Below are 22521 nucleotides of genomic sequence, written 5' to 3'. Positions count from 1 at the left end.
TAAGAACTGCTGTAAAAATAACTATAATATTTAGGAATGCGGAACATACTTATTATCGGTGCAGGAAAATCAAGTGCATCGTTGATTCAATATTTATTAAACAAATCAAGTGCAGAAAAACTACAACTACATATAGGTGACATTCATTTAGAGCATGCAGACCAGATTGTTGCGGGACATGCCAATGCAAAAACCTTTCGCTTGGATATTTTTAACAGTGAAGAACGCAGTCTTGCTATTAAAAAGGCAGACCTCGTAATTTCTATGTTGCCTGCAAGTTTACATATAAATGTAGCCAAAGACTGTATTGAATTTGGTAAGCATATGGTAACCGCTTCTTATATTTCTGATGAAATGCAAGCCTTGGACAGCCAAGCCAAAGAAAAAAACTTGGTCTTTATGAATGAGATTGGCGTGGATCCAGGCATCGATCATATGAGTGCCATGCAAGCCATTGATAGCATTAGAGCGAAAGGTGGAAAACTAATGCTTTTTGAATCTTTTACTGGCGGATTGATTGCCCCAGAAAGTGATAACAACCTTTGGAACTATAAGTTTACATGGAACCCAAGGAATGTGGTATTGGCAGGACAAGGAGGCGCAGCAAAGTTTATCCAAGAAGGAACCTATAAATACATTCCGTACCATAAATTGTTTAGAAGAACAGAATTTTTAAACATTAACGGTAGCGGTAAATTTGAAGCCTACGCCAATAGAGATTCTTTAAAATACAGAAGTGTGTATGGGTTGGATGAGATCCCAACCATGTACAGAGGAACCATCCGTAAAGTTGGTTTTTCTAGAGCTTGGAATGTTTTTGTTCAGTTAGGGATGACAGATGACTCTTATACTATTGAAGAATCTGAACATATGAGTTACCGCGATTTTACCAATCTATTTTTAGCCTACTCACCTACCGATTCTGTAGAACTAAAATTGCGCTCCTACTTAAAAATTGATCAGGATGATATTATGTGGGACAAATTGGTCGAGCTAGATCTGTTTAGCACTCAAAAAACCATTGGTCTAAAAAATGCCACACCTGCAAAAATGCTTCAAAAAATCCTTTCGGATTCATGGACCTTACAAGCCACAGACAAAGACATGATTATTATGCATCATAAATTTGGCTATGAGTTAAACGGAGTAAAAAAACAATTAGAAAGCAGCCTAGTTGTAAAAGGAGAAAATCAAACTTTTACTGCCATGGCTAAGACTGTTGGGCTACCCGTAGCGATTGCAGCTTTAAAAATATTAAACAAAGAAATTACCACTAGTGGTGTTCAGCTTCCGATTAATAAAGAAGTCTATGAACCAATTTTAAACGAACTCGAGCAGTTTGATATCCGATTTATTGAAAAAGAAGTGCCTTATCTGGGCTATAACCCAGAACATGTGATAGGCTAAAAAAATAGTATCGATTATTTGGGGGAATAATTCATGCTTGGTGCGGTTTTGCTAAAACCGCACCTTTTTTATGCACTCTATTTAAAAACCAAGCCCTACATTTTAAGATAAAAGTCTTTGGTTAGCTCAATATAGTCTTCTGTATAGTTGTGGCGCTCTTTTTCTATGACTAGCTCCTGCTCTACTAGCTCTGTGGCTGTAAAAGAGAAACTCATTAAGCTTCTTTTAACCTCTGAAGTATAATTCCCTTTTACACGACACACCTTGTTTAAATGCAATTGATAAATCAGTGCCAATTGAGTAAACTGCGCTTCTTCTGCTGCCGGAATGACCACGGAAAAAATACCATCTGCACTAAGTAGTTGTGCAGCCCCTTTTAACAACTGATCAAAGGATAAGGCTGAGGTAAATCTGGCTTGATTTCTAGCCGAATTGTCTGTTTCATAGTCTGCTGTGTAAAAAGGTGGGTTTGATACGATTAAATCGTAGCTTTCTTCCTCTTCTGCCAACTCTTCAGAAAATTCTGTAAAATTAGCATGGTAGCAAAACAATCGATCAGCCCAATCAGACTGTTCAAAATTTTCTACCGCCTCTTCGTAGGCCTCCTCTTCTAGTTCTACTGCATCAATGGTCATTGCATCTGAGCGTTGCGCCAGCATTAGAGCAATGACACCCGTACCTGTACCAATATCTAAAATAGTATCAGGATAGGCATCCAAAGAAACCCAAGAACCAAGCAATACTGCATCGGTACCAATTTTCATTGCCGTCTTATCTTGGCGGATGTTAAACTCCTTGAATCTAAAAAGGGTTGATGAGCTCATAAATATAAGAGGAATAAATTGTTTTTATTGACCGATTTAGCGACCTATTATTTGATTATTTATCAATCAATCTTAAGGGCAAAATTAAGAAAATAAAACATAGGCGTAAACCTCTACTCTTTTGGTAGTGGAAATACGCCTCTAGCAATTGCTTTTACATCGTGTTTCTAATCGTTATTCGCTGGCTTGTAGATTGCTCCTGTGGCAAAATCAACGATTAATCCCGGGGCAAAAAGTAAAATATCCGCAATTAAAGCAACAACTCTAACCTGTCTTTGCTGTTCTCCTGGTGCTGGTTTCCTTTTTTGACTAGGGGTTACCTTGCCGCCAAGTATGGTTGCACAACTAGACAACATGATTGCAATAAAACCAACTGCGATTACTCTTTTCATTTTTTTCATTTGCTTATATTTAATGTGTGCTTATATTTTTTTTACTGCTGTTTTAGACAGCCGATCATGGATTCCGTTTGAACTGATAAAGTACGACAAAAAATCAATAGGGATTAATCTTGCCAAGGTTCTAATAAGTACGCTACTCAAACTCGGCTTTTCTTGAGTTTTTGCATCAATGACTTTGGTTTTGGTAATCATCTTTCCGATGGTTTGCCCAAAAGCAAACTCAAATATTAAATAGTATAGATAATACAACAGAATCATAAAATACTTTAAAATCTCCCTGCTCACGTAGTCTTTTAGCCCAAGAGAAAATAGTACCACAATAAGGTAGAAAACTAGTGAATCTATTAAGAAGTTATAAAATCTGATACGTTTTTTCATAGGGCCTTGGTGTGCTTAAGCCCTTAAATTAACGAATAAATACTGAATAAGATGCCTTTGAAGGTTTGATTTTATTTTTCTGTAAATTTTAGGAATGTTTTTATATTTCCGTTGTCAGCTTCTTTTATTTAATTTGGCTCTAAGTTGTGCTATTGTCATACTGAGTACTGTCCAAATTGGATTTATCTATTCAAATAAATCTGATATTCGAAGGATAAGTAGTAAGGATTAGCTGCGCTGATCCCTCAAAACTGCGTTTTGAAAATAAAACACCCAAACTTATAAATTCAAGTAAACTTAAGTTCGTATTCAAAGAGTAAGTAGCGGGATTAGCTGCGCTGATCCCTCAAAACTGCGTTTTGAAAACAAAACACCCAAACTTATAAATTCAAGTAAACTTAAGTTCGTATTCAAAGAGTAAGTAGTGGGATTAGCTGCACTGATCCCTCAAAACTACGTTTTGAAAATAAAATACCCAAACTTATAAATTCAAGTAAACACAACCTGATATTCGAAGGATAAATAATAGGGATTAGCTGCGCTGATCCCTCAAAACTACGTCTTGAAAATAAAACACCCAAACTTATAAATTCAAGTAAACTTAAGTTCGTATTCAAAGAGTAAGTAGTGGGATTAGCTGCGCTGATCCCTCAAAACTACGTTTTGAAAATAAAACACCCAAACTTATAAATTCAAGTAAACTTGATTTAACGTTTGGGTGTTTTATTTATTCGCAGAGAGGAAGGAACTAACACAATTCCCATAAACCCTGTATTTATCTATGTTTCCAAATATATGAATTTTTACTGACACCTAATTAGTCCCTTAAAATTTAATCTCTAATATACTTATTTACTATATCTAATTGAATTCCAGAGTATTCAGAAAATTCATCTACAGTTATAAATTGATGAGGTTCTTTATCCAAAAAACTTTTTATATCATTTAAAAGCTTTCGCCCATAACGTTCACTGCGCCCTGTAATACGCTGAATGTCCTTTGGGTATATGCAAGCTCTTTTTTGATTCATAATACACTATCTATGCTTTATCCATACTTAAGCCATATTCTATAATTATATGATGATGGTAATAATGCGTTGTTAAAATGTTGACAACACGTTAGTGTTATCAATATTTTAATGACGTTTATGGTGTTATCGGAAAGAACATCCAAAAACGGAATTTGATTTTTTATTGGCTGCCATAAAGTTACGTGATTTGAAATATTAATCATAAAAAAAAGTAAAAATTATGGCAAAACAAACAGGTATTATCAAATTAAAAGGAACTATCGGAGGTATTTCTTTTTACAAAACAAGTGATGGACATTTAGCTCGTGAAAAAGGTGGAGTGGACAAAAACAGAATTCAAAATGATCCTGCGTTTCAAAGAACGCGTGAAAATGGTTCTGAATTTGGAAGAGCAGGAAAAGGTGGAAAAGTATTACGAAATGCAATTCGTGTGCTTTTGCAGAATGCAAAAGACAAGCGTGTTGTAAGCAGATTAACAAAAGACCTTGTTGCTATTGTTAAAACAGACACCACTAATGAAAGAGGATTAAGAACCATCCAAGATGGGGATTTAAGCCTATTAGAAAGATTTGAATTCAATTTGAATGGTAAATTAGGAGCAACTTTATTTGCTGTATTTACAAATGCTTTCGACAGAGTTACTGGTGATGCAACTTTAAATATTGCTGCTTTTTCTCCAACTTTAAGAATTGCGGCTCCTGCAGGAACAACTCATTTTAAAGTTGTAATGGGTGCAGCAGAATTAGATTTTGCAAATGAAACCTCAACATTTGAAAATGATGAAACTGCAATTTTGCCTTATGCTGCAGCTGATACTGCTCCAATTGCTTTAACATCTACTATAACTGCAAATTCAACATTGCCAATTGTACAAGTTTTAGGAATTGAGTTTTATCAAGAGGTAAATGGACAAATGTATGCACTTAAAAACGGTGCTTACAATGCTTTAGCAGTTGTCACTATTGATACTCCTTAATTATGGAATTAGTGCTTCAAAGAGCGTATTTTAAAGAGGGTACTAATGGTACTCTCTTTCGCTCTGGTTTATTTCTTTGTCATACAATTGAGTTACCCTGGAAAAATAATAAGAGAAATATTTCTTGTATTCCAGAAGGAGAATATCAAATTGAGCCTCGTTTTTCTAAACGATTTAAACATCATTTAATTTTAAAAGCAGTAAAAGACAGAAGTTATATTTTATTTCATCCTGCAAATGATGCTTTAAAAGATTTAGAAGGCTGTATTGCTCCGGTTACTTATTTAAGTGGCATAGGAAAGGGTATTTATTCAAAAAATGCTATGCAAAAGCTACTGTCTCTGGTTTATCAAGCTAAAGACAGAAAGGAAATTATTTTATTAACTATTAAATCACAAAATTATGAACATAGTAGAACGTTATAAAAAACCAACACCAAGGTTTTTTAAAATTTTACGAAATATTGGTATTGCTTTAGCAACAGCTGGAGGTGCAATTATTGCAGCTCCAATTGCAATTCCATCATTGATTGTAACAATTGCCACTTATATGACGGTTGTTGGAACTGTAGCAACTGCAGTAAGTCAAGCAGTTGTTAAAGATGAAGATATTTCTGAAATTAAAGTAAATCCCTCAAAATAATGGACGGCAATACTAAATCTGCGATTATTGGCGGTACTTGTTTTTCATCAATATTACATATTGGTGTTGAAGATATAGCTACAACCATTATTTTAGCAGTTATTGGTGCTGTTGTAAGTTTTTTGGTTTCATTATTTCTTCGTAGAGTTACTAAAAAAAATAAATCTTAATTTTTTCACAAGATTAAAAAAGGGAAAAGTTTTATCAATTTTAAATGCTTTTTCCTTTTTTTTTTAGATTTATCGAATCTAAAAAATCATTGTGCCTTTTATTTTCTGCGAATACTATTTCTTTAAAATTAAGTAATGAATGTTGACTAACATAAAATTTATTTTGATTTAAAAGTTTTTCTTCTTCGATTAATGATTTCTCCAATGATGTCTTTTTCCAAATTAATTCATAATATAAATTAACTCTATTATCAATTTCAGGAATTTTTTCTGGAATAAAAGCAGGGAAATACTCATTTTCGATAGCTACTATTTCACAAAGAAGATTTACAATTGAAAACATCCTATTACATTCATTAATAGAATAATAATTTTCATTCCCTAAACTATGACTAATATAATGTCTATTTAAATTGGAAGATTCAAAGTCAAAATTGTCAGTATTTGAATAAAACCAATTTTTAAGACAGTTTTTTAAAGAATTATTGTAAATGTTTCTCCATTCGGGTTTAAAATGGTTTTCCGTGTTACAAAAATTATCAATCAATTTTATTAAAGAGGGCTTTCTAAAACCATTATTAATGTTCCAATCATAGTATGACAACAATATACCTTCTATGGCTGGTGTTAAACAATTAATTGCTGATAATAAATCTTTTTTATAATAGTGAAAAGTAGCTTTATCAACTATGTGAGAAAACTTGTTTAGATGAGGTAAAGTAATGAATCTATAAACAACAAAAGCTCTTGAATACGGATTGAATATGATAGGAGTTAATAAATGATTTATTTTATCATTACAAATGTTTTTGGTGTATTTATTAGACTCAATTTCTTTACAAAGTATTTTTATTCTTTCAAAATCTCCTCCAATAATCTCTCCATTAATAAACCAACCATACTTGGATAAAATTTCACTAACATATTTATATTTCTTCAAAAATTCATCCATTACACAAAGCTAATTGTTTTTTTGCTTAACGAAATGAGACAAACAAAGAATTTTGATAAAGAAACTAAATGAATTTAGCAGAATTTTTGTGCAGGAGAATGAGATAAGGAAAAAATATCAACGAATATTATCGTTTTTAAAGATTGATAAACAGAGGTGGGTTTGAGCGTGGAGTTTATCAATCTTTAAAAATGTTAGCCCAATGGCGATTGAATGGAAAATTATTAAAGACGAAGTACGTAGTGCGCTGGCAGAAGCGAAAATAAGTGTGTATTTTTTTATTTGTTCTGTACTATTTTTCTGATTGTTTTTGTAAAAAGTGAATGCCTCGAAAAATGTGTTTATTGACCCTAAATTTCTATGTTTACTAAATTGTGTTTAATATTGGATTAGCATTTGCTTTTGTGAAAATAATATTATCTCATTTTCTTACAAATAAAAAAATATACTCTTATTGGCTTTTTCTTGATTTTATAGGTGCTTTAGAATTATTCTTATTATTTCTAATTTTCAATGATTTATAACTCTAATCTATTGAAACTAAAAAAGCACTTATAAAAACAATGCAACAATTACGAAATGTTATTTAAATATCTAAATGTTATTAATTACTAACTATGTGAGCGTTGGAAGAGCGGCTATTTTACATAATGGCGTTATAGTGCCTGGAGTTTTTACGGAAAAGCATTATAACAGCCCATTATGTAAAGATAGCTTTGGGGAGTTTTGTGTTTTATGAAATAATAAAAACGTGTTGCTTTTTAGAGTTGAGTAATGAGTATGCGAATGAAACAAGCTCTAAAATGCAACTTCCTATAGAGTTTTAAAACGCTAAACTTGCGTTGGCGCGCGGAACAAACCAAAAGACAGAAGTTTTTTGCTTTTGCAACAAACTGGATTTTGGTTTGTGGGGATTTTAACTATTATCAAGTAATTTATGGTGCAGTTTTATATTCTCAATTTCATAAACTTTTGTATTAATACATTCCAATTTATCAGGATTGAAAATTGCTAAATTATAACCTTCAGCAAATAATGAACTCTGATATTCTACACCATCAAAACCTAATGATTTTATGTATTCACAGATATATTGAGTAGGAATATAGTCTAATGTTTTATCCTTTTTTCTTATCGGAAGAGACAACTCTTTTTGTAGAGTATAAATAAAAGGTAAATATTCTATATCTTCTCTTTCAGACCAATAAATGGGATCTGTTTCAATATTTCTAAAACTAATAATTTTTAATTCTTCTTTTACCACAAACTCACCAATTGTAACATAATCAAAGATTGTACTTCTTGTTTCGTATAAAGCAGTTTTTAAAGAATTTGCTATATATAAATATGATATCCCTTTAGGATTTGCTCTACCACCAGTTGCTAATTCATTGGGTGGATTACCCATTTGTTTTACAGTAAAATCTGTTTTATCTGATATACGACATCTGTAAAAAGTTTCATCAATATTAATATCTTTAATTAAGCTAATCTGTATAATAGATTTAAAAGTTCAAAGAATTACTTGCAAAATAACAATTTGAAAATTTTTATTTTCGTTTTAAAATCATTCCAAATATTATGAACTTTTATTTCTACTTTTATGATATTTGATGTATTTTGTATTAAATTAATTTTTAAACTTTACTAAACCATTGATAAAAATAGACTGAAATATGAGTTTACAAAATACAAAAGCATTAATCTATTAATAATAAATTTCTAATAATTATGACAAAAGTTACAAGTTTTATTGGAGAGCACACAGTAGAATTGACAATTGTGCCAATTTTAAAAAAAATTCTTCAGAAAGAATTTGAATTTATTGTACCAATATTTCCTTGGATGACAAGAGAGGGAGGAAATATATCGAAATTAATACACAAAAATGATGAGTTTAAGATTATTGGTTTATATCCAAGACGACCAAAGCTTTCGATCAAAAAAAATAGCAACATTTTTATTAAAATTAGTCCACAAATAATTCTTGGCGCAAGAAGTGGACAAGTCCAAGGAATACCCATCATTGGGGGTCTACCATTGGTTAAAAATTTTTGGGAATTAAGTAAAGACCCTAGATGTTTATGGCTAACTCTTGATTTTGAAAATGATGAACAATTAGAATATGAAATCGAGTTAGAAAATTTTTCTAAACTAGAAAAAACATTATTAAATAAAATTTTACCTGTTGAGAAAAATATTTATCAATTAATTAACAAAAAAGCTAAAAAACACAATATAAATCAAGCCCTTGAAGCATTTAAAAAAATTAAAATGGAAAGTATGAATTTAGATTTCTATTCAAGTTTTGCTTATATGGGTGGATATAAACCAATATACTTTTTACTGAAGTAAATCACAAAATATAGATATTTTATTCATTTAAAAAAGCTATTTGATGTATTATATCATTTAATAGAAAATGGATGATTTGTGTAAAGCGATTAATTCAAATTGTTTACCTCTGACATATGGGAAATACATAGCTTACTTTTTTTATAAAGAAAATCTTCTAATTCAATGAAATCTTTTTTTGAAAAATTTAAAGTGTAACAGATATGTTTTAATGAATCTGGAACTAAATCATCATTAAATAATTCTGGATTAGAAATATTTCTAAATTTTAATTCTTTGATAACTAATTTTTGAAACTCTAAAATATCTATTTTTTTTGAAAGTTTAAAACACTCTCTAAAAATTAGTGTGTTAGGAACAACAGGAATTGCTCCAAAATGTTTTTTCAGTAAACTAATATATTCCTCTTTTCTTAAACTTTTGAATAGTGTTTCGTGGGAAAATGAAAAATTTTGTTCTGCTTTTTTAATAGTTTTAAGCGCGTTTCTTTTTGTTAATTCAATTAAACCAATTTCTGTGTTATGAAATTTAACTAATAGATTAGGAATGTGTTTTGAATTTGAAACCACATAGATTTTATCAGCAAATTTTTTATAATCTGCTAATTGTTTATCCAATTTATCTAAACCATCTAATTCAGTTTTTATTTCATAAACACGAGCTTCACCATTTAAAATAACAAAGTCTGCTATTGAATTACCAATTTTAAATTCTGATAGTGCTATTGAATTTTTTAAGCTATACTTTTTAAGAAGTTTTTGATTTAAAAGGATGTTTTTATAAATATATTCATTTTTGTAAGTACCTAAAAGTGATTTGTAAATAGCATTAATGACTTCAAAGTTAGTGGTAGAATCTGATATTTTAGTGTGTTTGTTAATACGATAAAATGTATCAAAATAATTCTTATCCTTTACTATTTTTTTAAAATTAGCAGGAGATAGAATTTGTGATAAATTCCTTAAACTTTCTATATTTTTAGCTACTTGCATTATTTTACAAAGTTAACAATTTACAAAATTTAAACTAAATGATTTAAAAACTATTTTCGTTTATCTAAACTTTCTTTATCAAAAGCAATCAAATTAAATAATTCTCGCATTCTGGAACGTACACGAATACCATATCTGCTCTCTAATTCTTGTGCATTTAAGTTTGTAGTGGTGTGTGTTCTAATTTTACGTTTTAAAAATAAATCATAGCGAGAAAGAAGTATTTCTCCCATTACATTACAATCTTTACCAAAATGTCTTCCTGTGGTTTCTACACCTAAATCATCAAAACAATAAAAGCCATTATTACCATAATCTTCAATAATTTTAAAACCACTTTTATTAAAACTGAAAGTGATATTTCTTGCAGGAATTAGACTATGTTGATTTTGATGAGGTACAATAAACGGTAATAATTGCATCAAACTGGTTTTACCACAACCAACAGGACCAGATAATAAAATTCCTTTGTTAGGATCTATCTTTAATTTTCTACAAGTTTCAAAATCACGAATGAAATAAATACATAGTTTATAGAGAATTGCTTCATCTTCTGAATAAATTTTAAAATTTTTACCAAATAGTAGTTTGCCTTTTGCTTCTAAATAGATTAGCATTTTTGGAAAATCGTATATTATTTGATTTCCCTTTTGTTCGCCTAATTGAAATTGCACACTTCCTTCTTGAATGATATGTGGTTGTATTTTAATCATAAAGGTTCGTTGTAATTTTTATTTTTACTGGTCTTTAGGTTGTCTTGATTTTGGCTAACTGATTTTTGCGTTTCTTTATTTTTTATTTCTTCGGATTTTATCATCCAATTTTTAGCTGTTGCTTGCCAATTGACAATTATTGTTTTGCCACCAACTTTCCAACCAATACCTTGGTAATGGTTGAAGAATTTTTGTGCTTCAATTATTGGCCATTTTTCTTTTTCAAAAAAAACAACAACTTCTTTTTCATTTTTAGGCTGGTCAAGTTTATTAATGTTTTTATTGTTTCTATTAGTTTGTATATGTTTATTAATAGATACCAGTGCTTGTCCACTGCTTGTCTCGATATTGGTATTGTTGTGTACCAGAGCTTGTCCAGTACTTGTCTCGAATTTGAACATCTTAATTTTACTTCCTTTATAAGGGTTATGTGATGGATAATAAATTATATATTTCCAATGACTTAATTCTTTAATACACTTGTGATAGGTAGATTTTGAACCTATTTTAGAAAAACGCATTACCTCTTCACGATTTATGTAAAATTCTTCTAAAAACCGGTTGTTATTCCAAATTTGAAATAATGCTACATACAAGCTAATGTGTGTTGGGTTTAAACGATTGTCTTTTGAGAATTGAAAGAATACACCTTTAAGGTGTTTTATAAAATTTACGTTTTGCATAATCCTCCCCAACCCCTCCAAAGGAGGGGCTTTTATTTTAGTTTAAAATTTATTGTGAATGCGATTTTCTTCTAAAACTTTTACAATTTCTTCATAATCATAGTAAATTACACCACCTACTTTAGAATAGGGAAGTGTGCCATTGATTCTTAAATTTTGTAAAGTACCTGGAGAAATACTTAATAAATCTCTGACTTCTGGAGATTTCAGCCATTTCTTTGGTGCAAAGCCAGATTGATGATTAATCATTGCTTTGATGTCTTCTAATAATTCTTCTTTGAACTCTCTTAAATCTTCTGTTGTAATAATTGATGTTGGCATTTGAAAACGGTTTTAATGAAAGAAGAAGCTGTTGATTTTCCCCCAATAAACAAAACAACTCCTTCTTTCTGATTTGACTTTCGTTTGCAAATATGTACTGAATTATTAAGTTTCACACACAAGCTACACCCAACTTGGGTGTTTTTACACACTCATTATTAATGTGTTAGAATGATTTGTTTTAGTTTTTTGATTTTTAAATTAGCATAACAAAAAAGTGCAAATTATATGAAAATAATTTGCACTTTAAAACACCCAAGTTGGGTAATTATTCTTCTGACTCTATCATTTATTTCAAGAGCGATTCTCTTATTTTATCTATAAATTTTGTTTGGTTTATTTTTCTTGATTTAATTTCTAAAAATGTTCTGTAATAATCGCCTAATTCAATATTAAACATCTGCTCACAAACTGATGCCAATTCTTTGATATCTGCTGTACCACTATTAATTGCTCCTGAACTATGTAGTGCGTAAATCAATTCTATTAAATCGGTTTTATTACCTGTCCAAAATAATTTTGTCTGGTTTTTAAATACATTATAATTCGCTTCCATAGTATTATTATTTTCAAGTTTATCTATCTCTGTTTTTAGATGAACAATTAACATATCATAAGCTAATATTGTGGCTACTGTTGTATCGTGACTTGAAGAAAATCTTTCATCTGTAAAAAATGATAATGAATCTGGAAATAATCTTAAATCTGCTTTACCACGTAAAAAATATTCTTCATCTAAAAATTTAGCACCTCTTCTGAAATAATGATAAAATTCTAAATTATCATTAAAATAATTCTGCAACTTATCTATATGATTATTAAAGTATTTTATTTGAGATTTATTACTACTTCTTGGACGTTTACTTTCTATGCTAAATAATTTTACATAGTATATCAACTTACTAAAAACATGGGGTTTAGAATTTTTAAAAAAATAAATTTCATCTTGTTTTGAAATATCTTTTGTTTTTAAAAAAATACTTCTAATCTGTTCTAATACTTTTTTTGTAATTCTAATGCCTTCTTCTGCTCTTTCTATAGCACCTTCTGTTTCTTTTTCTAAAAAATCTAAATTATAATCTAACTGTTTAACAATATTTTTAATCTTTTTCAATTTTCATAATCTGGAGGAAATCATCTCATAGCAAAAATGATTTTTGTTACTAATCTATTTATTGGTTCATTTCCATAGTATGGTCATATTTACAACAACCAGGTAAATTATCATAAGCATCTAAATCTCCTATCGCTTTTTCTGTATCGTAACCAGAAGCTGCAATTGCTTTATGAATAGCCATTACATTCGTTTTACTTTCATCAAAAGAAACAGCAATTTTCTTTTTATCTACATCCCAAGCTGCAGTTGCAACTCCATCAACATTGTTTGCTGCTTTTTCAATAGTACTTTTACACATACCACAGTTTCCTCTTACACCAAAAGAAATTTCTGTTGTTGCTACTTTTTTAGAAACTTCAGTTTTATTGGTATTTGTTTCTTTTTTACCTTCGTTTTTACAGCTTGCGAACACTGTTGCTGCAATAATTACTACACTTAAAATTACTTTTTTCATTTGTTTAAAATTTAATTATTAATTTGTTTTATTATTCTATTACTTGTTTTACTTCACCACAGGTTAGCATTGCTTCGCCAAAGTATGGATTGATTACTTTTTCTTCTTTACTCAACCAATATGCACCATTGTTGTTATCTGCCATTGGACAAAATTCTACATAGACTTTTTCATTGACACCAAATAGTTGAACAGCATTGATTAGATGTGATGACAAATGCTTAAAATGGTCTCTTTGAGCTTTTATAACGGACGTTTCAGAAATTGAAGTTGCAGAAGATTTTATTTCGCCTTCTAATGACATCCAATGGTTATGCGCCTTATTATCTGACAACAATTTCATATCTACTTTGGTTAAATTGTTTAGTAAAGTTGATGCGCTTGTTGAAGTACTTTTTGAATCTTCTTTTACTAAAGCATCTTTTAAATTGATATATTCATTGTATACACTATTTAACTGTTGTTGAAATTTCTCTGATACTTCCAAACGCTCATTCATATTGGTGTGGTCAGTTTGTTTGTTGGATGCATTGTTATCCATACCTAAATGTCCTTCGTGTCCAGTCATTACTTTACCACCATCTTTATTCATCATAGACTTTTTGCCTTGTAATTGTGCTGCTGCATCAACCGTAAATGTTCCGTTAGTCACTATTTCATTTCCAACAAATAAACCTTCTACAACTTCATATTCATTACCAATTTGATTGCCTAATTTAATTTCACGCATTTCAAAAATAGGTTGGTCTGGATTTGTTTTAAGGTACACCACAGAACGTTCACCTGTCCATAATACAGAAGATGCAGGAATTGATAATACTTCATCATTTTTAGCTGTACTGCCTTCAATATTTGCGGTTACAAACATTCCTGGTTTAAATACATCGTCCTTATTGCTTAAAACAACACGTAAGGTTACAGTTCTTGTTTTCGTGTTTAAAACTGGGTCAATGAAATCAACTTTACCTTTAAACTCTTTATTAGGATAAGCATTGGTTGTTATCATCACTTCCTGTCCTTTTTTAAAGCGGTCAATCTGATTTTCATACACATCAAAGTTTCCCCAAACTGTGTTGAGATTGGCAATTTTTAATAAGGGTTGTCCTTGTTTGATGTAATCGCCTTGCTCTACCAATTTTTCTGTAACAGTACCCGAAACGGTTGCATAAACAGGAAAGTTTTCTTTTACTTTTCCTGTTTCTTCAATCTGGTTGATTTGATTTTCAGAGAGTTTCCATAATTTCAATTTATTACGGACTGCTTTGTATAAAGCAGGTTGAGATTCTTTTAAAGATGCTGCTGTAATTAATTCTTGTTGTGCTGCATAGAGTTCTGGTGAATAAATGGTTGCCAATAATTGACCTTTACGAACTTCTTCACCTGTAGAACTAATATTTAAATGTTCTATTCTTCCAGAAAAATAACTAACCTGAACTGTATTTGCCTCTTCATTTGCCACAATTTTTCCTGATAATTTAAGCGCATTGTCTTCTGCTGCTCTATTTCCAACAGTAGAAGTTTGAATGTTAGCCAATGCCATCGCATTTTCTGTCAGCTTAAATTGGTCTGCCATTAAACCTTCTGCACTACTTTCTGCAGGAATTAAATCCATACCACAAATGGGGCAGTCGCCTGGCTCTGGTTGCATAATCTGTGGATGCATAGAACACGTCCACATTTGATTGGTTGCTGCAACCGCATCGTGGTTTTGTTCTGTTTCTTGATTTGATGATTTACCAAAAATTACCCAACCTAAAAGTAGCCCTACAGCCAATATTCCGATATAAACTATATATTTTTTCATTTTACATTTTTTTATTTACTTAATTTTAATATTCTGAATGCTCCTTGTATAACTAAACCAAAAACTATTATTCCTATGATTAAATCTGGTAATCCAGTATTTAGCCAATGAACTAAAACACCTGCTACAATTACTCCGAGATTTATTATAATATCGTTTGATGTGAAAATCATACTTGCACGCATATGCGCTTCATTACTTTTTGATTTTTGTAATAAATAAAGACAGATACCATTAGCTATTAAAGCAAATATTGAAACGATAATCATTGTTGAGAATACAGGTAATGTCTCAAATCCTAAAAATCTTCGGATAACCTCAACAATACCTATTGTGGCAAGTACTATCTGAAAATAGCCTGCATATTTTGCAATACGTTTCTTTTTTAAAACTGTACCACCAACCGCTATTAAACTCAATCCATAAACAAATGAATCTGCCAACATATCTAAACTATCAGCTACCAAACCCATTGATTTTGAGATGATACCTGTACTCATTTCAATAATAAAAAATGCAAAATTGATAATAAGAATTGTCCACAACAGTTTGGATTGACTCCTCGTAGATTCAGTAATGATTGTGTCTGTTTCTTCTGAACTGATTAATGTTTCATTAAGTTTTAATTCTTTTATAGAATTACTGATTATATTCACATCAGCATTATGATATAATGTTAAGATTCTTTCTTCTAAATTAAAATCAAGTTGATTGATACTATCTATATCAGATAGCTTCATCTTGATTAGATTTTCTTCAGAAGGACAATCCATTTTTGATATTTTGAAAACTGTTTTCTGCATATAATTAAATGTTTTTTGCTCTTAATCGTAGTGCGTTACCTATTACCGAAACAGAGCTAAAACTCATTGCTAAAGCTGCTATCATTGGCGAGAGTAGTATTCCGAAGAATGGAAACAACACACCTGCTGCAATAGGCACACCTAAAGTGTTGTAGATAAGTGCAAAAAATAGGTTTTGCTTAATGTTCTTCATTACAGCATTACTTAAATTTTTTGCTTTTACAATACCGTGTAAATCGCCTTTTACGAGTGTTATCATAGCACTTTCTATCGCTACGTCTGTTCCAGTTCCCATAGCAATACCGACATCACTTTTAGCCAATGCTGGTGCATCGTTAATACCATCACCTGCCATAGCAACTACTTTTCCGTTTTCTTGTAATTTTTCTACTTCTTTGAGTTTGTCCTCTGGTAACATACTGGCTTTAAAATCTGTCAGATTTAATTCAGATGCTACTGCTTGTGCTGTATCGTGATTATCACCTGTAAGCATTATAACATCAATCCCTTTATCTTGAAGTGCTTTAATGGCTTTAGCACTTGTTTCTTTTATCTTATCGCCTATAACTACATATCCAACGACGGTTTCATCTATTGACAAATAAGAAACTGTTTTACCCTGTTCTTGGTAAGATTTAGCTTCGTCTTTCATTTTAGAAGTAATATCCGCTTTAGCATATTCCATCATTTTAGGATTACCTAATGCTACATTTTTTCCATCAATTTTAGCTTCAACACCTTTTCCTGTAACAGCACTAAAATCTTCGGACTTTAAAATTTCTGCGTTGTGTTCTTTGCCATATTTAACTGTCGCTTCTGCCAAAGGATGTTCGCTATTTGTATTTAATGACACGATGTATTGTAACACTTCTTTTTCGCTTAAAGCATCATTAAAAGCTCCAACGGTTTCAACTGTTGGTTTTCCTTCGGTAATTGTTCCTGTCTTGTCAACGATAAGCGTATTTACCTTATCCATTTTTTCAAGAGCTTCAGCATTTTTAATCAATACACCATTTTGAGCACCTTTACCCACACCAACCATTACAGACATTGGTGTTGCTAAACCTAAAGCACAAGGACAAGCAATGATTAGTACTGCAATTGCATTGACAAACGCATACACATAAACTGGTTCTGGTCCCCAAATAGACCATACAATAAATGTGATAATAGAAATAAGAACTACAACTGGCACAAAATAGCCTGAAACTTTATCTGCTAAATTTTGAATAGGTGCGCGACTTCTGCTTGCATCATTAACCATATGAATGATTTGTGATAAAAGCGTGTCACTTCCTACTTTTTCAGCTTTCATTAAAAAAGTTTGATTCCCATTAATGGTTCCGCTACTTACTTTATCTTCTTGAGATTTGTTTACAGGAATAGGTTCGCCTGTAATCATAGATTCGTCAATAGTTGTTTCGCCTTCAGTTATCACACCATCCACAGGAATTTTATCTCCTGGTTTCACTTTTAGAATATCATTTAATTCTATCTTATCTATACTGACTTCAATTTCTTCATCATCAACTATTTTTATAGCTTTATTAGGTGCTAACTTTAGTAACTCTTTTACTGCCGAATTGGTTTTACTATGTGCACGAGCTTCTAACAATTGACCTAAAAGCACTAACGTTAAAATCACAGTTGCTGCTTCAAAATAGACGTGAACTGCACCTGATTCTGTTTTAAATTGACTTGGAAATACGTCTGGAAAGAACATACCAAAAACACTAAACGACCACGCCACACCTGCACCAATCCCAATAAGTGTAAACATATTGAGATTCCAAGTCTTAATGCTTTTATAGGCACGTTCAAAGAACATCCAAGTGGCATAAAACACTACTGGAATTGATAATGCAAACTGAATCCAGTTCCAATATTTCTGTTCCATTATATCGTACAACGGATTGTTATTGAGCATTTCGCTCATAGCCATTAAGAAAATGGGCAAGGTAAATGCTGTGGCAATCCAAAATTTCTTTAATAGCTTTTTATACGTTTTTTCTTCTGCTGAACTATCTGCTTCCATTGGCACTAAATCCATCCCACAAATAGGACACGAACCTGCTTCTTCTTTTACAATTTCTGGATGCATCGGACACGTCCATTGTTCCTTTGAAGTTGCTGATAGATTTTGTTCTTCCACCAAATCCATTCCGCAAACCGGACAATCACCAGGTTTGTCATACGTTTTTTCTCCCTCACAATGCATTGGGCAATAAAAAGTACCTGTTCCTGTTCCTTTTCCTTTAGCTGCTTGTTTTTGTTCTTCTTTTATATGTTGGTGTTCTCCTTGTTTGTGAATACTATAACTACCACCATCCTTTTTTAAAGCTTCTTGAAAGATTTCTAATGAAATATGAGATTCCATTTCTATAGTTGCTTCAGCTTTCTTTAAATCAACGGTTGCTTTTGAAACACCAGCTACTTCTGAAAGTGTTTTTTCTACATGACTTCTACAACCATTGCAAGTCATTCCATGAATGTGATACTTATGTTTCATTTTATCATTATTTGGAATAAGAATACCATATCTGTCTCCATCATTTTTTAAAGCATCTTGAAAAGTTTCTAATTTAATATGAGCATCCATTTCTATGGTTGCTTCAGCTTTTTCTAAATCTACAGATGCTTTAGTAACACCTTCAACTTTTGAAAGTATTTTTTCTACATGACTTCTGCAACCATTGCAGGTCATTCCTTTTATTTTATATGTGTGTTTCATAATTTTAAAGTTTTACATTTTCATCATTTCTTCTTCATCCATTTCCATTCCCATTTTCATATTTCCATCTTTATCTGTGTGTGTTTTCATGAAAAGAAATTGAAACAGAAAAACAAGAGCTATTCCTATACTTGCTACTACAAGTACAAAAGGGTCGTTAACATATTTTAAATAAATGAATGCTGATAAAATAACAATATCCATTACTATTGCTATTATTGGAATAATTGGATTAAATTTTACTTCTTTTTTAAGGTATCTAAAAAGGCCCCAATGAATAGCAATGTCCATAATTAAATAGAAAATAGCACCAATGGAAGCTATGCGAGTTAAATCGAATAAAATAGTTAGTAGTATGGCTAAAGAAACAGTAAAAATTAACGAGGGATTTTTAAGTTTCTTCATTTTGTTCATATCAGGTACTTGTTTCATATTACCCAACATGCCTAACATTCTGGAAGCAGAATATATGCTGGCAATTACACCAGAAACTGTTGCTACAATAGCCAGTAGAATTGTTAAAATTGAACCCCATTCACCAAACAGCGGTTTTGCTGCTGCTGCTAAAGCATAATCTTTTGCTATTATAATTTCTTCAACACTTAATCCACCAGCAACCGACAATGCTAAAACAACATAGATAATTGTACAAACAGCAATTGAAATAATAATGGAACGCCCCACATTTTTATGTGGATTTTTAATGTCACCACCTTGATTTGTAATCGTAGTAAACCCTTTAAAAGCAAGAATTGACAATGCCAAGGCAGCTACAAATCCAAATCCTTCTGGTAAAGCTTGACTATTAGATGCTACATAATTACCTGTTATGGTTGGCAAACCTGAAATTATTAAACCAGAAATTGCTAACAATGAAATGCCTGCTACTTTAATTATTGCTGTAAAAGTGGCTGTAACTTCAATAATTTTATTACCAGAAATATTTATTATATACGCTACTCCAATAAGAATTACACCTAATATGGATGCATATCCAGAATATTCTGGCGGAAATAAGCGTAAAGTATAAGCACCAAAAGTACCAGCAACTAAACTTTCGGCAACTACCATTGATATGTACATTAATAGAGAGAAAGAACCTGCAGCTGTTCCAGGACCAAATGCTTTTGTTAAAAATTTTGCTACACCACCAGAAGAAGGATATGCGTTTGAAAATTTAACGTAAGAATATGAACTAAAACCAACTACTATTGCACCTGCTATAAATGCAATTGGAAACAAGTCACCTACTAACTCTGCAATTTGACCCATTAGCACAAAAATACCTGCGCCAATCATTACACCTGTACCCAAGGAAACAGAGCCTAATAATGAGAGTTTTTGGTTTGTTTTTTTTAGTATGTTCATTTTATTTATTTTAGTTTTTTTCGCATTGCTTCAGAAATATTTTCTGCATATACACCATAAGCATCTACCAACAATCCTTTAATTCCATTTTTAGATGAAATAGCGTAAAGAACGCTGTTATCATCAGTACTGCTCATTCCTTCAAAACGATGCATTTCATCTACATCAAAATCTTCTGGATGTAATTTTAATTTTAATGAGTTACATTCTATATGTTTTGGGCACATATTTAGGTTATACGTGTATCCGTTTGCTTGTAAAGTGCTTATTGCTTCAGAAAGAGTGTCGTAGCTTTTCATTATTTTAATTTATTTATAAATGAATTGTCATCACAGGTTTTTTCGAGTTATTTGTGATGTTTTCTGCAATACTTTTAGAGAATATATTAGATAAACCACTTCTATTATGTGTATACATTGCTACTAAATCTACTTCATTATCTTTTTGAAAAGTTTCGATACCTTTTAAAATGGTAGATTCATTATAAACGTGCATTTCATAATTTTCTAATTCTGGAAAGTTTGTTAAAAATTCTCTTATTGGCACTATACCATTTTTAATATTATTAAAATCTTTATTTGTATTGATATTTAATAAGTGAATTTTTGAATTACATTTCTCGGCTATTTTAACAACTTGTTTAAAAGCATTAGACATATCTTCCTTAAAATCAGAAACAAAAACAATGTTTTTAAAAGGAAATAGTGTAGCCTCTTCTTTAACAACTAAAATTGGGACGTGGATATCTCTAATAATTTTTTGAGTATTGCTCCCAAAAAATTGTTTTGAGAAATCTTCTTGTGTGCCTTTACTACCTGTTATTATGAAGTCGTGATGAAAATTGTGAGAATGTGCAGAAATTGCTTTTACATCTGAAATAAACTCCAAGAAAGTCCTCGATTTTAAACCTTTGTGTTCCGCATCTTTATCAAGACTTCTTAACTTGCTTTTGGCAATGCCAATCTCTTTTTGAGTATCAGGATAATTATGCTCGTCTGTTTTGTTTAACTTAACCCAGTCTACTGGTGTATGCATTTGATGTAAAAAATGAATTTCAGCATCAAAAAGTGTGGCAATTTCAATTGCTAAATGAGCTGCTTTATCACAAGTTTTTGAAAAGTCTGTTGGAACTAAAATGTTTTTCATAATCAATTAGATTTTTAGTTTTTTAAATGAGGTATGAGAATGAATTATCTTCCATTTTCCATCAATTTTTTGCAATATTGATGTTGCTACTCCCTTACTTTTAATGGTTCTTTCTTTTGTGTCCTTGGTTTTATTACCTTTTAGAACAATTGTGTAGATGTAATTTTCAGTTGTATAAGCATAGGACGAATTTACAGTTGCCTGAATCTCATAATCAGAAAAAATAAAACTTTTAAAATGTCCTAATTCTGGTCCTAAATGGTGAGATATATATTCTTTGTATGTACCTTCTAATTTTCCTTGCTCGAATATGATAGCATCTGGTGTAAAGAGTTCAAAAGTGCCTTCTGTTGTTAAATTTTGTATTGCATCTTTATAAGCTTTCATTACGGCTTTTACTTCCTTTGTGTCTTTAGTGTTAGAAGTATCCTGTGCATTTGTAAGATTAACTGTTAAAAGGAAAACAGTTAATAGAGTAATAAATTTAAGTACTTTCATAATTTAAGTTTTAAAAAAGATTATTTGTTTACATGGATTCTATTGATGTTTGCAATACCAAAAACTAAAACGAAAAAGCTTAAAACAACTTCTAAAATAACAATTAGTTTTCCTGATATAGAAATGGGTACAATATCTCCATAACCAACAGAAGAAAAGGTTATAAAACTGAAATACAAAAACTCAAAAAATTGTAAGAAAAACGAGTTAATGGGAATCGTTTCGAATTTAAAATTTGCTGAATTTAATATATATAACGCCTGGTAATCTGCTGAAAATGATAGCACAATTAAAATAATTAAGATTCCAAATAAAGTAAGAATGTGTGTCAGTTGATGACTTTCTCCTATTATTTTACTTAATTGTGTAAAAGTTAACCTTACAATAAAAATGGTTTTAAAAAATGCCAAACTAACAATTAAAAAAGGTAGAAAAATACTGTCAGAATCTACAACAATCCATAAGGTATAACTTAAAGATGAAGCAATAACTATACTGGTAGTAAGTATCACTTTTTTAAATAGTTGTTTATAAAAGTCTGTACTTTGAGATTTTTCTACAGTGTTTTCTTTAGGCATTTTAACTTATTTATTAACTAAATAATTGAAGTACAAATGCACCACCAACTATTAAAAATAATATTATATATACTATATAATTGAACCATTTTTTTATATTAGACTTATTTTCTGTGTCTTGAAAACTGTTTTTACAACATTCTTTCATTTCAATATCTTATTAAAATAATACCCA

26 protein-coding genes are annotated in these 22521 nt (G+C 30.8%); 6 read left to right on the top strand and 20 right to left on the bottom strand.

Going from position 1 to position 22521, the window contains the following annotated elements; all coding sequences use genetic code 11:
* Positions 1 to 36 precede the first annotated feature (36 nt).
* Entirely contained in the window at positions 37 to 1407 is a 1371-nt protein-coding gene (locus tag WHC90_RS10450; protein ID WP_188598409.1) for a saccharopine dehydrogenase family protein, read from the top strand.
* A gap of 95 nt (positions 1408 to 1502) precedes the next feature.
* Here the strand turns inward: WHC90_RS10450 and WHC90_RS10445 are convergent, their stop codons facing one another.
* The 4 genes from WHC90_RS10445 to WHC90_RS10430 all read right to left on the bottom strand — a co-directional run bounded on the left by WHC90_RS10445 (position 1503) and on the right by WHC90_RS10430 (position 4040).
* Entirely contained in the window at positions 1503 to 2231 is a 729-nt protein-coding gene (locus WHC90_RS10445; RefSeq protein ID WP_229664906.1) for a tRNA1(Val) (adenine(37)-N6)-methyltransferase, read from the bottom strand.
* 167 nt (positions 2232 to 2398) lie between these two features.
* The gene (locus WHC90_RS10440) at positions 2399 to 2623 is read right to left on the bottom strand and encodes a hypothetical protein (RefSeq protein WP_229664905.1); all 225 of its coding nucleotides are present in this window, start codon (positions 2621 to 2623) and stop codon (positions 2399 to 2401) included.
* Between the two features lie 30 nt (positions 2624 to 2653).
* Positions 2654 to 3010 carry an RDD family protein gene (locus tag WHC90_RS10435; protein ID WP_188598406.1) on the bottom strand — a complete coding sequence of 119 codons (357 nt, stop codon included), beginning with the start codon at positions 3008 to 3010 and terminating at the stop codon, positions 2654 to 2656.
* Positions 3011 to 3842: 832 nt separating this feature from the next.
* On the bottom strand, positions 3843 to 4040 hold the full coding sequence (locus WHC90_RS10430) for a hypothetical protein (protein WP_188598405.1): 198 nt from the start codon (positions 4038 to 4040) through the stop codon (positions 3843 to 3845).
* Positions 4041 to 4263: 223 nt separating this feature from the next.
* Here WHC90_RS10430 and WHC90_RS10425 point away from each other — a divergent pair, with 223 nt between their 5' ends.
* From WHC90_RS10425 to WHC90_RS10410, 4 genes are read left to right on the top strand one after another with little or no spacing between them, the layout of a single operon-like run.
* On the top strand, positions 4264 to 5019 hold the full coding sequence (locus tag WHC90_RS10425; protein ID WP_188598404.1) for a hypothetical protein: 756 nt from the start codon (positions 4264 to 4266) through the stop codon (positions 5017 to 5019).
* A 2-nt stretch (positions 5020 to 5021) separates the two neighbouring features.
* Positions 5022 to 5444 (top strand): DUF5675 family protein, encoded by a 423-nt coding sequence (locus tag WHC90_RS10420; RefSeq protein ID WP_188598403.1) that lies wholly within the window; start codon positions 5022 to 5024, stop codon positions 5442 to 5444.
* Positions 5422 to 5661 (top strand): hypothetical protein, encoded by a 240-nt coding sequence (locus WHC90_RS10415; protein WP_188598402.1) that lies wholly within the window; start codon positions 5422 to 5424, stop codon positions 5659 to 5661. Before WHC90_RS10420 ends, WHC90_RS10415 begins: the two co-directional genes overlap by 23 nt.
* Entirely contained in the window at positions 5661 to 5831 is a 171-nt protein-coding gene (locus WHC90_RS10410) for a hypothetical protein (RefSeq protein ID WP_188598401.1), read from the top strand. Before WHC90_RS10415 ends, WHC90_RS10410 begins: the two co-directional genes overlap by 1 nt.
* 40 nt (positions 5832 to 5871) lie before the next feature.
* On the opposite strand, the gene WHC90_RS10405 is transcribed toward WHC90_RS10410, so the two are convergent.
* A complete protein-coding gene (locus WHC90_RS10405; protein WP_188598400.1) occupies positions 5872 to 6783 on the bottom strand; it encodes a hypothetical protein in 912 nt (303 codons plus the stop codon).
* A 916-nt stretch (positions 6784 to 7699) separates the two neighbouring features.
* The gene (locus WHC90_RS10400) at positions 7700 to 8224 is read right to left on the bottom strand and encodes an RES family NAD+ phosphorylase (protein WP_340820564.1); all 525 of its coding nucleotides are present in this window, start codon (positions 8222 to 8224) and stop codon (positions 7700 to 7702) included.
* A gap of 290 nt (positions 8225 to 8514) precedes the next feature.
* Here WHC90_RS10400 and WHC90_RS10395 point away from each other — a divergent pair, with 290 nt between their 5' ends.
* Positions 8515 to 9138, top strand: a complete 624-nt coding sequence (locus tag WHC90_RS10395; RefSeq protein ID WP_188598399.1) for a hypothetical protein — start codon at positions 8515 to 8517, stop codon at positions 9136 to 9138.
* 89 nt (positions 9139 to 9227) lie between these two features.
* Here WHC90_RS10395 and WHC90_RS10390 read toward each other — a convergent pair whose 3' ends face one another.
* From WHC90_RS10390 to WHC90_RS10325, 14 genes are all read right to left on the bottom strand, one after another.
* Complete coding sequence (locus WHC90_RS10390; RefSeq protein ID WP_188598398.1) at positions 9228 to 10130, bottom strand: sce7726 family protein; 903 nt, start codon at positions 10128 to 10130, stop codon at positions 9228 to 9230.
* 50 nt (positions 10131 to 10180) lie between these two features.
* On the bottom strand, positions 10181 to 10843 hold the full coding sequence (locus tag WHC90_RS10385; protein ID WP_188598397.1) for an ATPase: 663 nt from the start codon (positions 10841 to 10843) through the stop codon (positions 10181 to 10183).
* Positions 10840 to 11439 carry a hypothetical protein gene (locus WHC90_RS10380; RefSeq protein ID WP_340819270.1) on the bottom strand — a complete coding sequence of 200 codons (600 nt, stop codon included), beginning with the start codon at positions 11437 to 11439 and terminating at the stop codon, positions 10840 to 10842. Before WHC90_RS10380 ends, WHC90_RS10385 begins: the two co-directional genes overlap by 4 nt.
* Positions 11440 to 11568: 129 nt before the next feature.
* Positions 11569 to 11847, bottom strand: a complete 279-nt coding sequence (locus WHC90_RS10375) for a helix-turn-helix domain-containing protein (RefSeq protein ID WP_026775378.1) — start codon at positions 11845 to 11847, stop codon at positions 11569 to 11571.
* Positions 11848 to 12136: 289 nt separating this feature from the next.
* Positions 12137 to 12961 carry an RteC domain-containing protein gene (locus WHC90_RS10370; RefSeq protein WP_188598395.1) on the bottom strand — a complete coding sequence of 275 codons (825 nt, stop codon included), beginning with the start codon at positions 12959 to 12961 and terminating at the stop codon, positions 12137 to 12139.
* Positions 12962 to 13019: 58 nt separating this feature from the next.
* Positions 13020 to 13418 carry a heavy-metal-associated domain-containing protein gene (locus WHC90_RS10365; protein ID WP_188598394.1) on the bottom strand — a complete coding sequence of 133 codons (399 nt, stop codon included), beginning with the start codon at positions 13416 to 13418 and terminating at the stop codon, positions 13020 to 13022.
* Positions 13419 to 13449: 31 nt separating this feature from the next.
* Entirely contained in the window at positions 13450 to 15222 is a 1773-nt protein-coding gene (locus tag WHC90_RS10360) for an efflux RND transporter periplasmic adaptor subunit (protein ID WP_188598393.1), read from the bottom strand.
* 11 nt (positions 15223 to 15233) lie between these two features.
* A complete protein-coding gene (locus WHC90_RS10355) occupies positions 15234 to 16025 on the bottom strand; it encodes a cation transporter (protein ID WP_188598392.1) in 792 nt (263 codons plus the stop codon).
* Between the two features lie 4 nt (positions 16026 to 16029).
* Positions 16030 to 18756 carry a heavy metal translocating P-type ATPase gene (locus WHC90_RS10350; RefSeq protein WP_188598391.1) on the bottom strand — a complete coding sequence of 909 codons (2727 nt, stop codon included), beginning with the start codon at positions 18754 to 18756 and terminating at the stop codon, positions 16030 to 16032.
* 12 nt (positions 18757 to 18768) lie between these two features.
* Entirely contained in the window at positions 18769 to 20124 is a 1356-nt protein-coding gene (locus tag WHC90_RS10345) for an APC family permease (protein ID WP_026775403.1), read from the bottom strand.
* Positions 20125 to 20129: 5 nt separating this feature from the next.
* The gene (locus WHC90_RS10340) at positions 20130 to 20423 is read right to left on the bottom strand and encodes a hypothetical protein (RefSeq protein WP_026775404.1); all 294 of its coding nucleotides are present in this window, start codon (positions 20421 to 20423) and stop codon (positions 20130 to 20132) included.
* 13 nt (positions 20424 to 20436) lie between these two features.
* Positions 20437 to 21270 (bottom strand): universal stress protein, encoded by an 834-nt coding sequence (locus WHC90_RS10335; protein ID WP_188598390.1) that lies wholly within the window; start codon positions 21268 to 21270, stop codon positions 20437 to 20439.
* A gap of 6 nt (positions 21271 to 21276) precedes the next feature.
* On the bottom strand, positions 21277 to 21768 hold the full coding sequence (locus tag WHC90_RS10330) for a YybH family protein (RefSeq protein WP_188598389.1): 492 nt from the start codon (positions 21766 to 21768) through the stop codon (positions 21277 to 21279).
* Between the two features lie 20 nt (positions 21769 to 21788).
* Positions 21789 to 22346, bottom strand: coding sequence for a potassium channel family protein (locus WHC90_RS10325; protein ID WP_188598388.1), 558 nt, complete (start codon positions 22344 to 22346; stop codon positions 21789 to 21791).
* Positions 22347 to 22521 lie beyond the last annotated feature (175 nt).

The sequence above is a fragment of the Polaribacter pacificus genome, assembly GCF_038024035.1.
In the GTDB taxonomy this organism is placed as follows: Bacteria; Bacteroidota; Bacteroidia; order Flavobacteriales; family Flavobacteriaceae; genus Polaribacter; species Polaribacter pacificus.
This window is presented reverse-complemented; position numbering and strand designations above follow the sequence as displayed.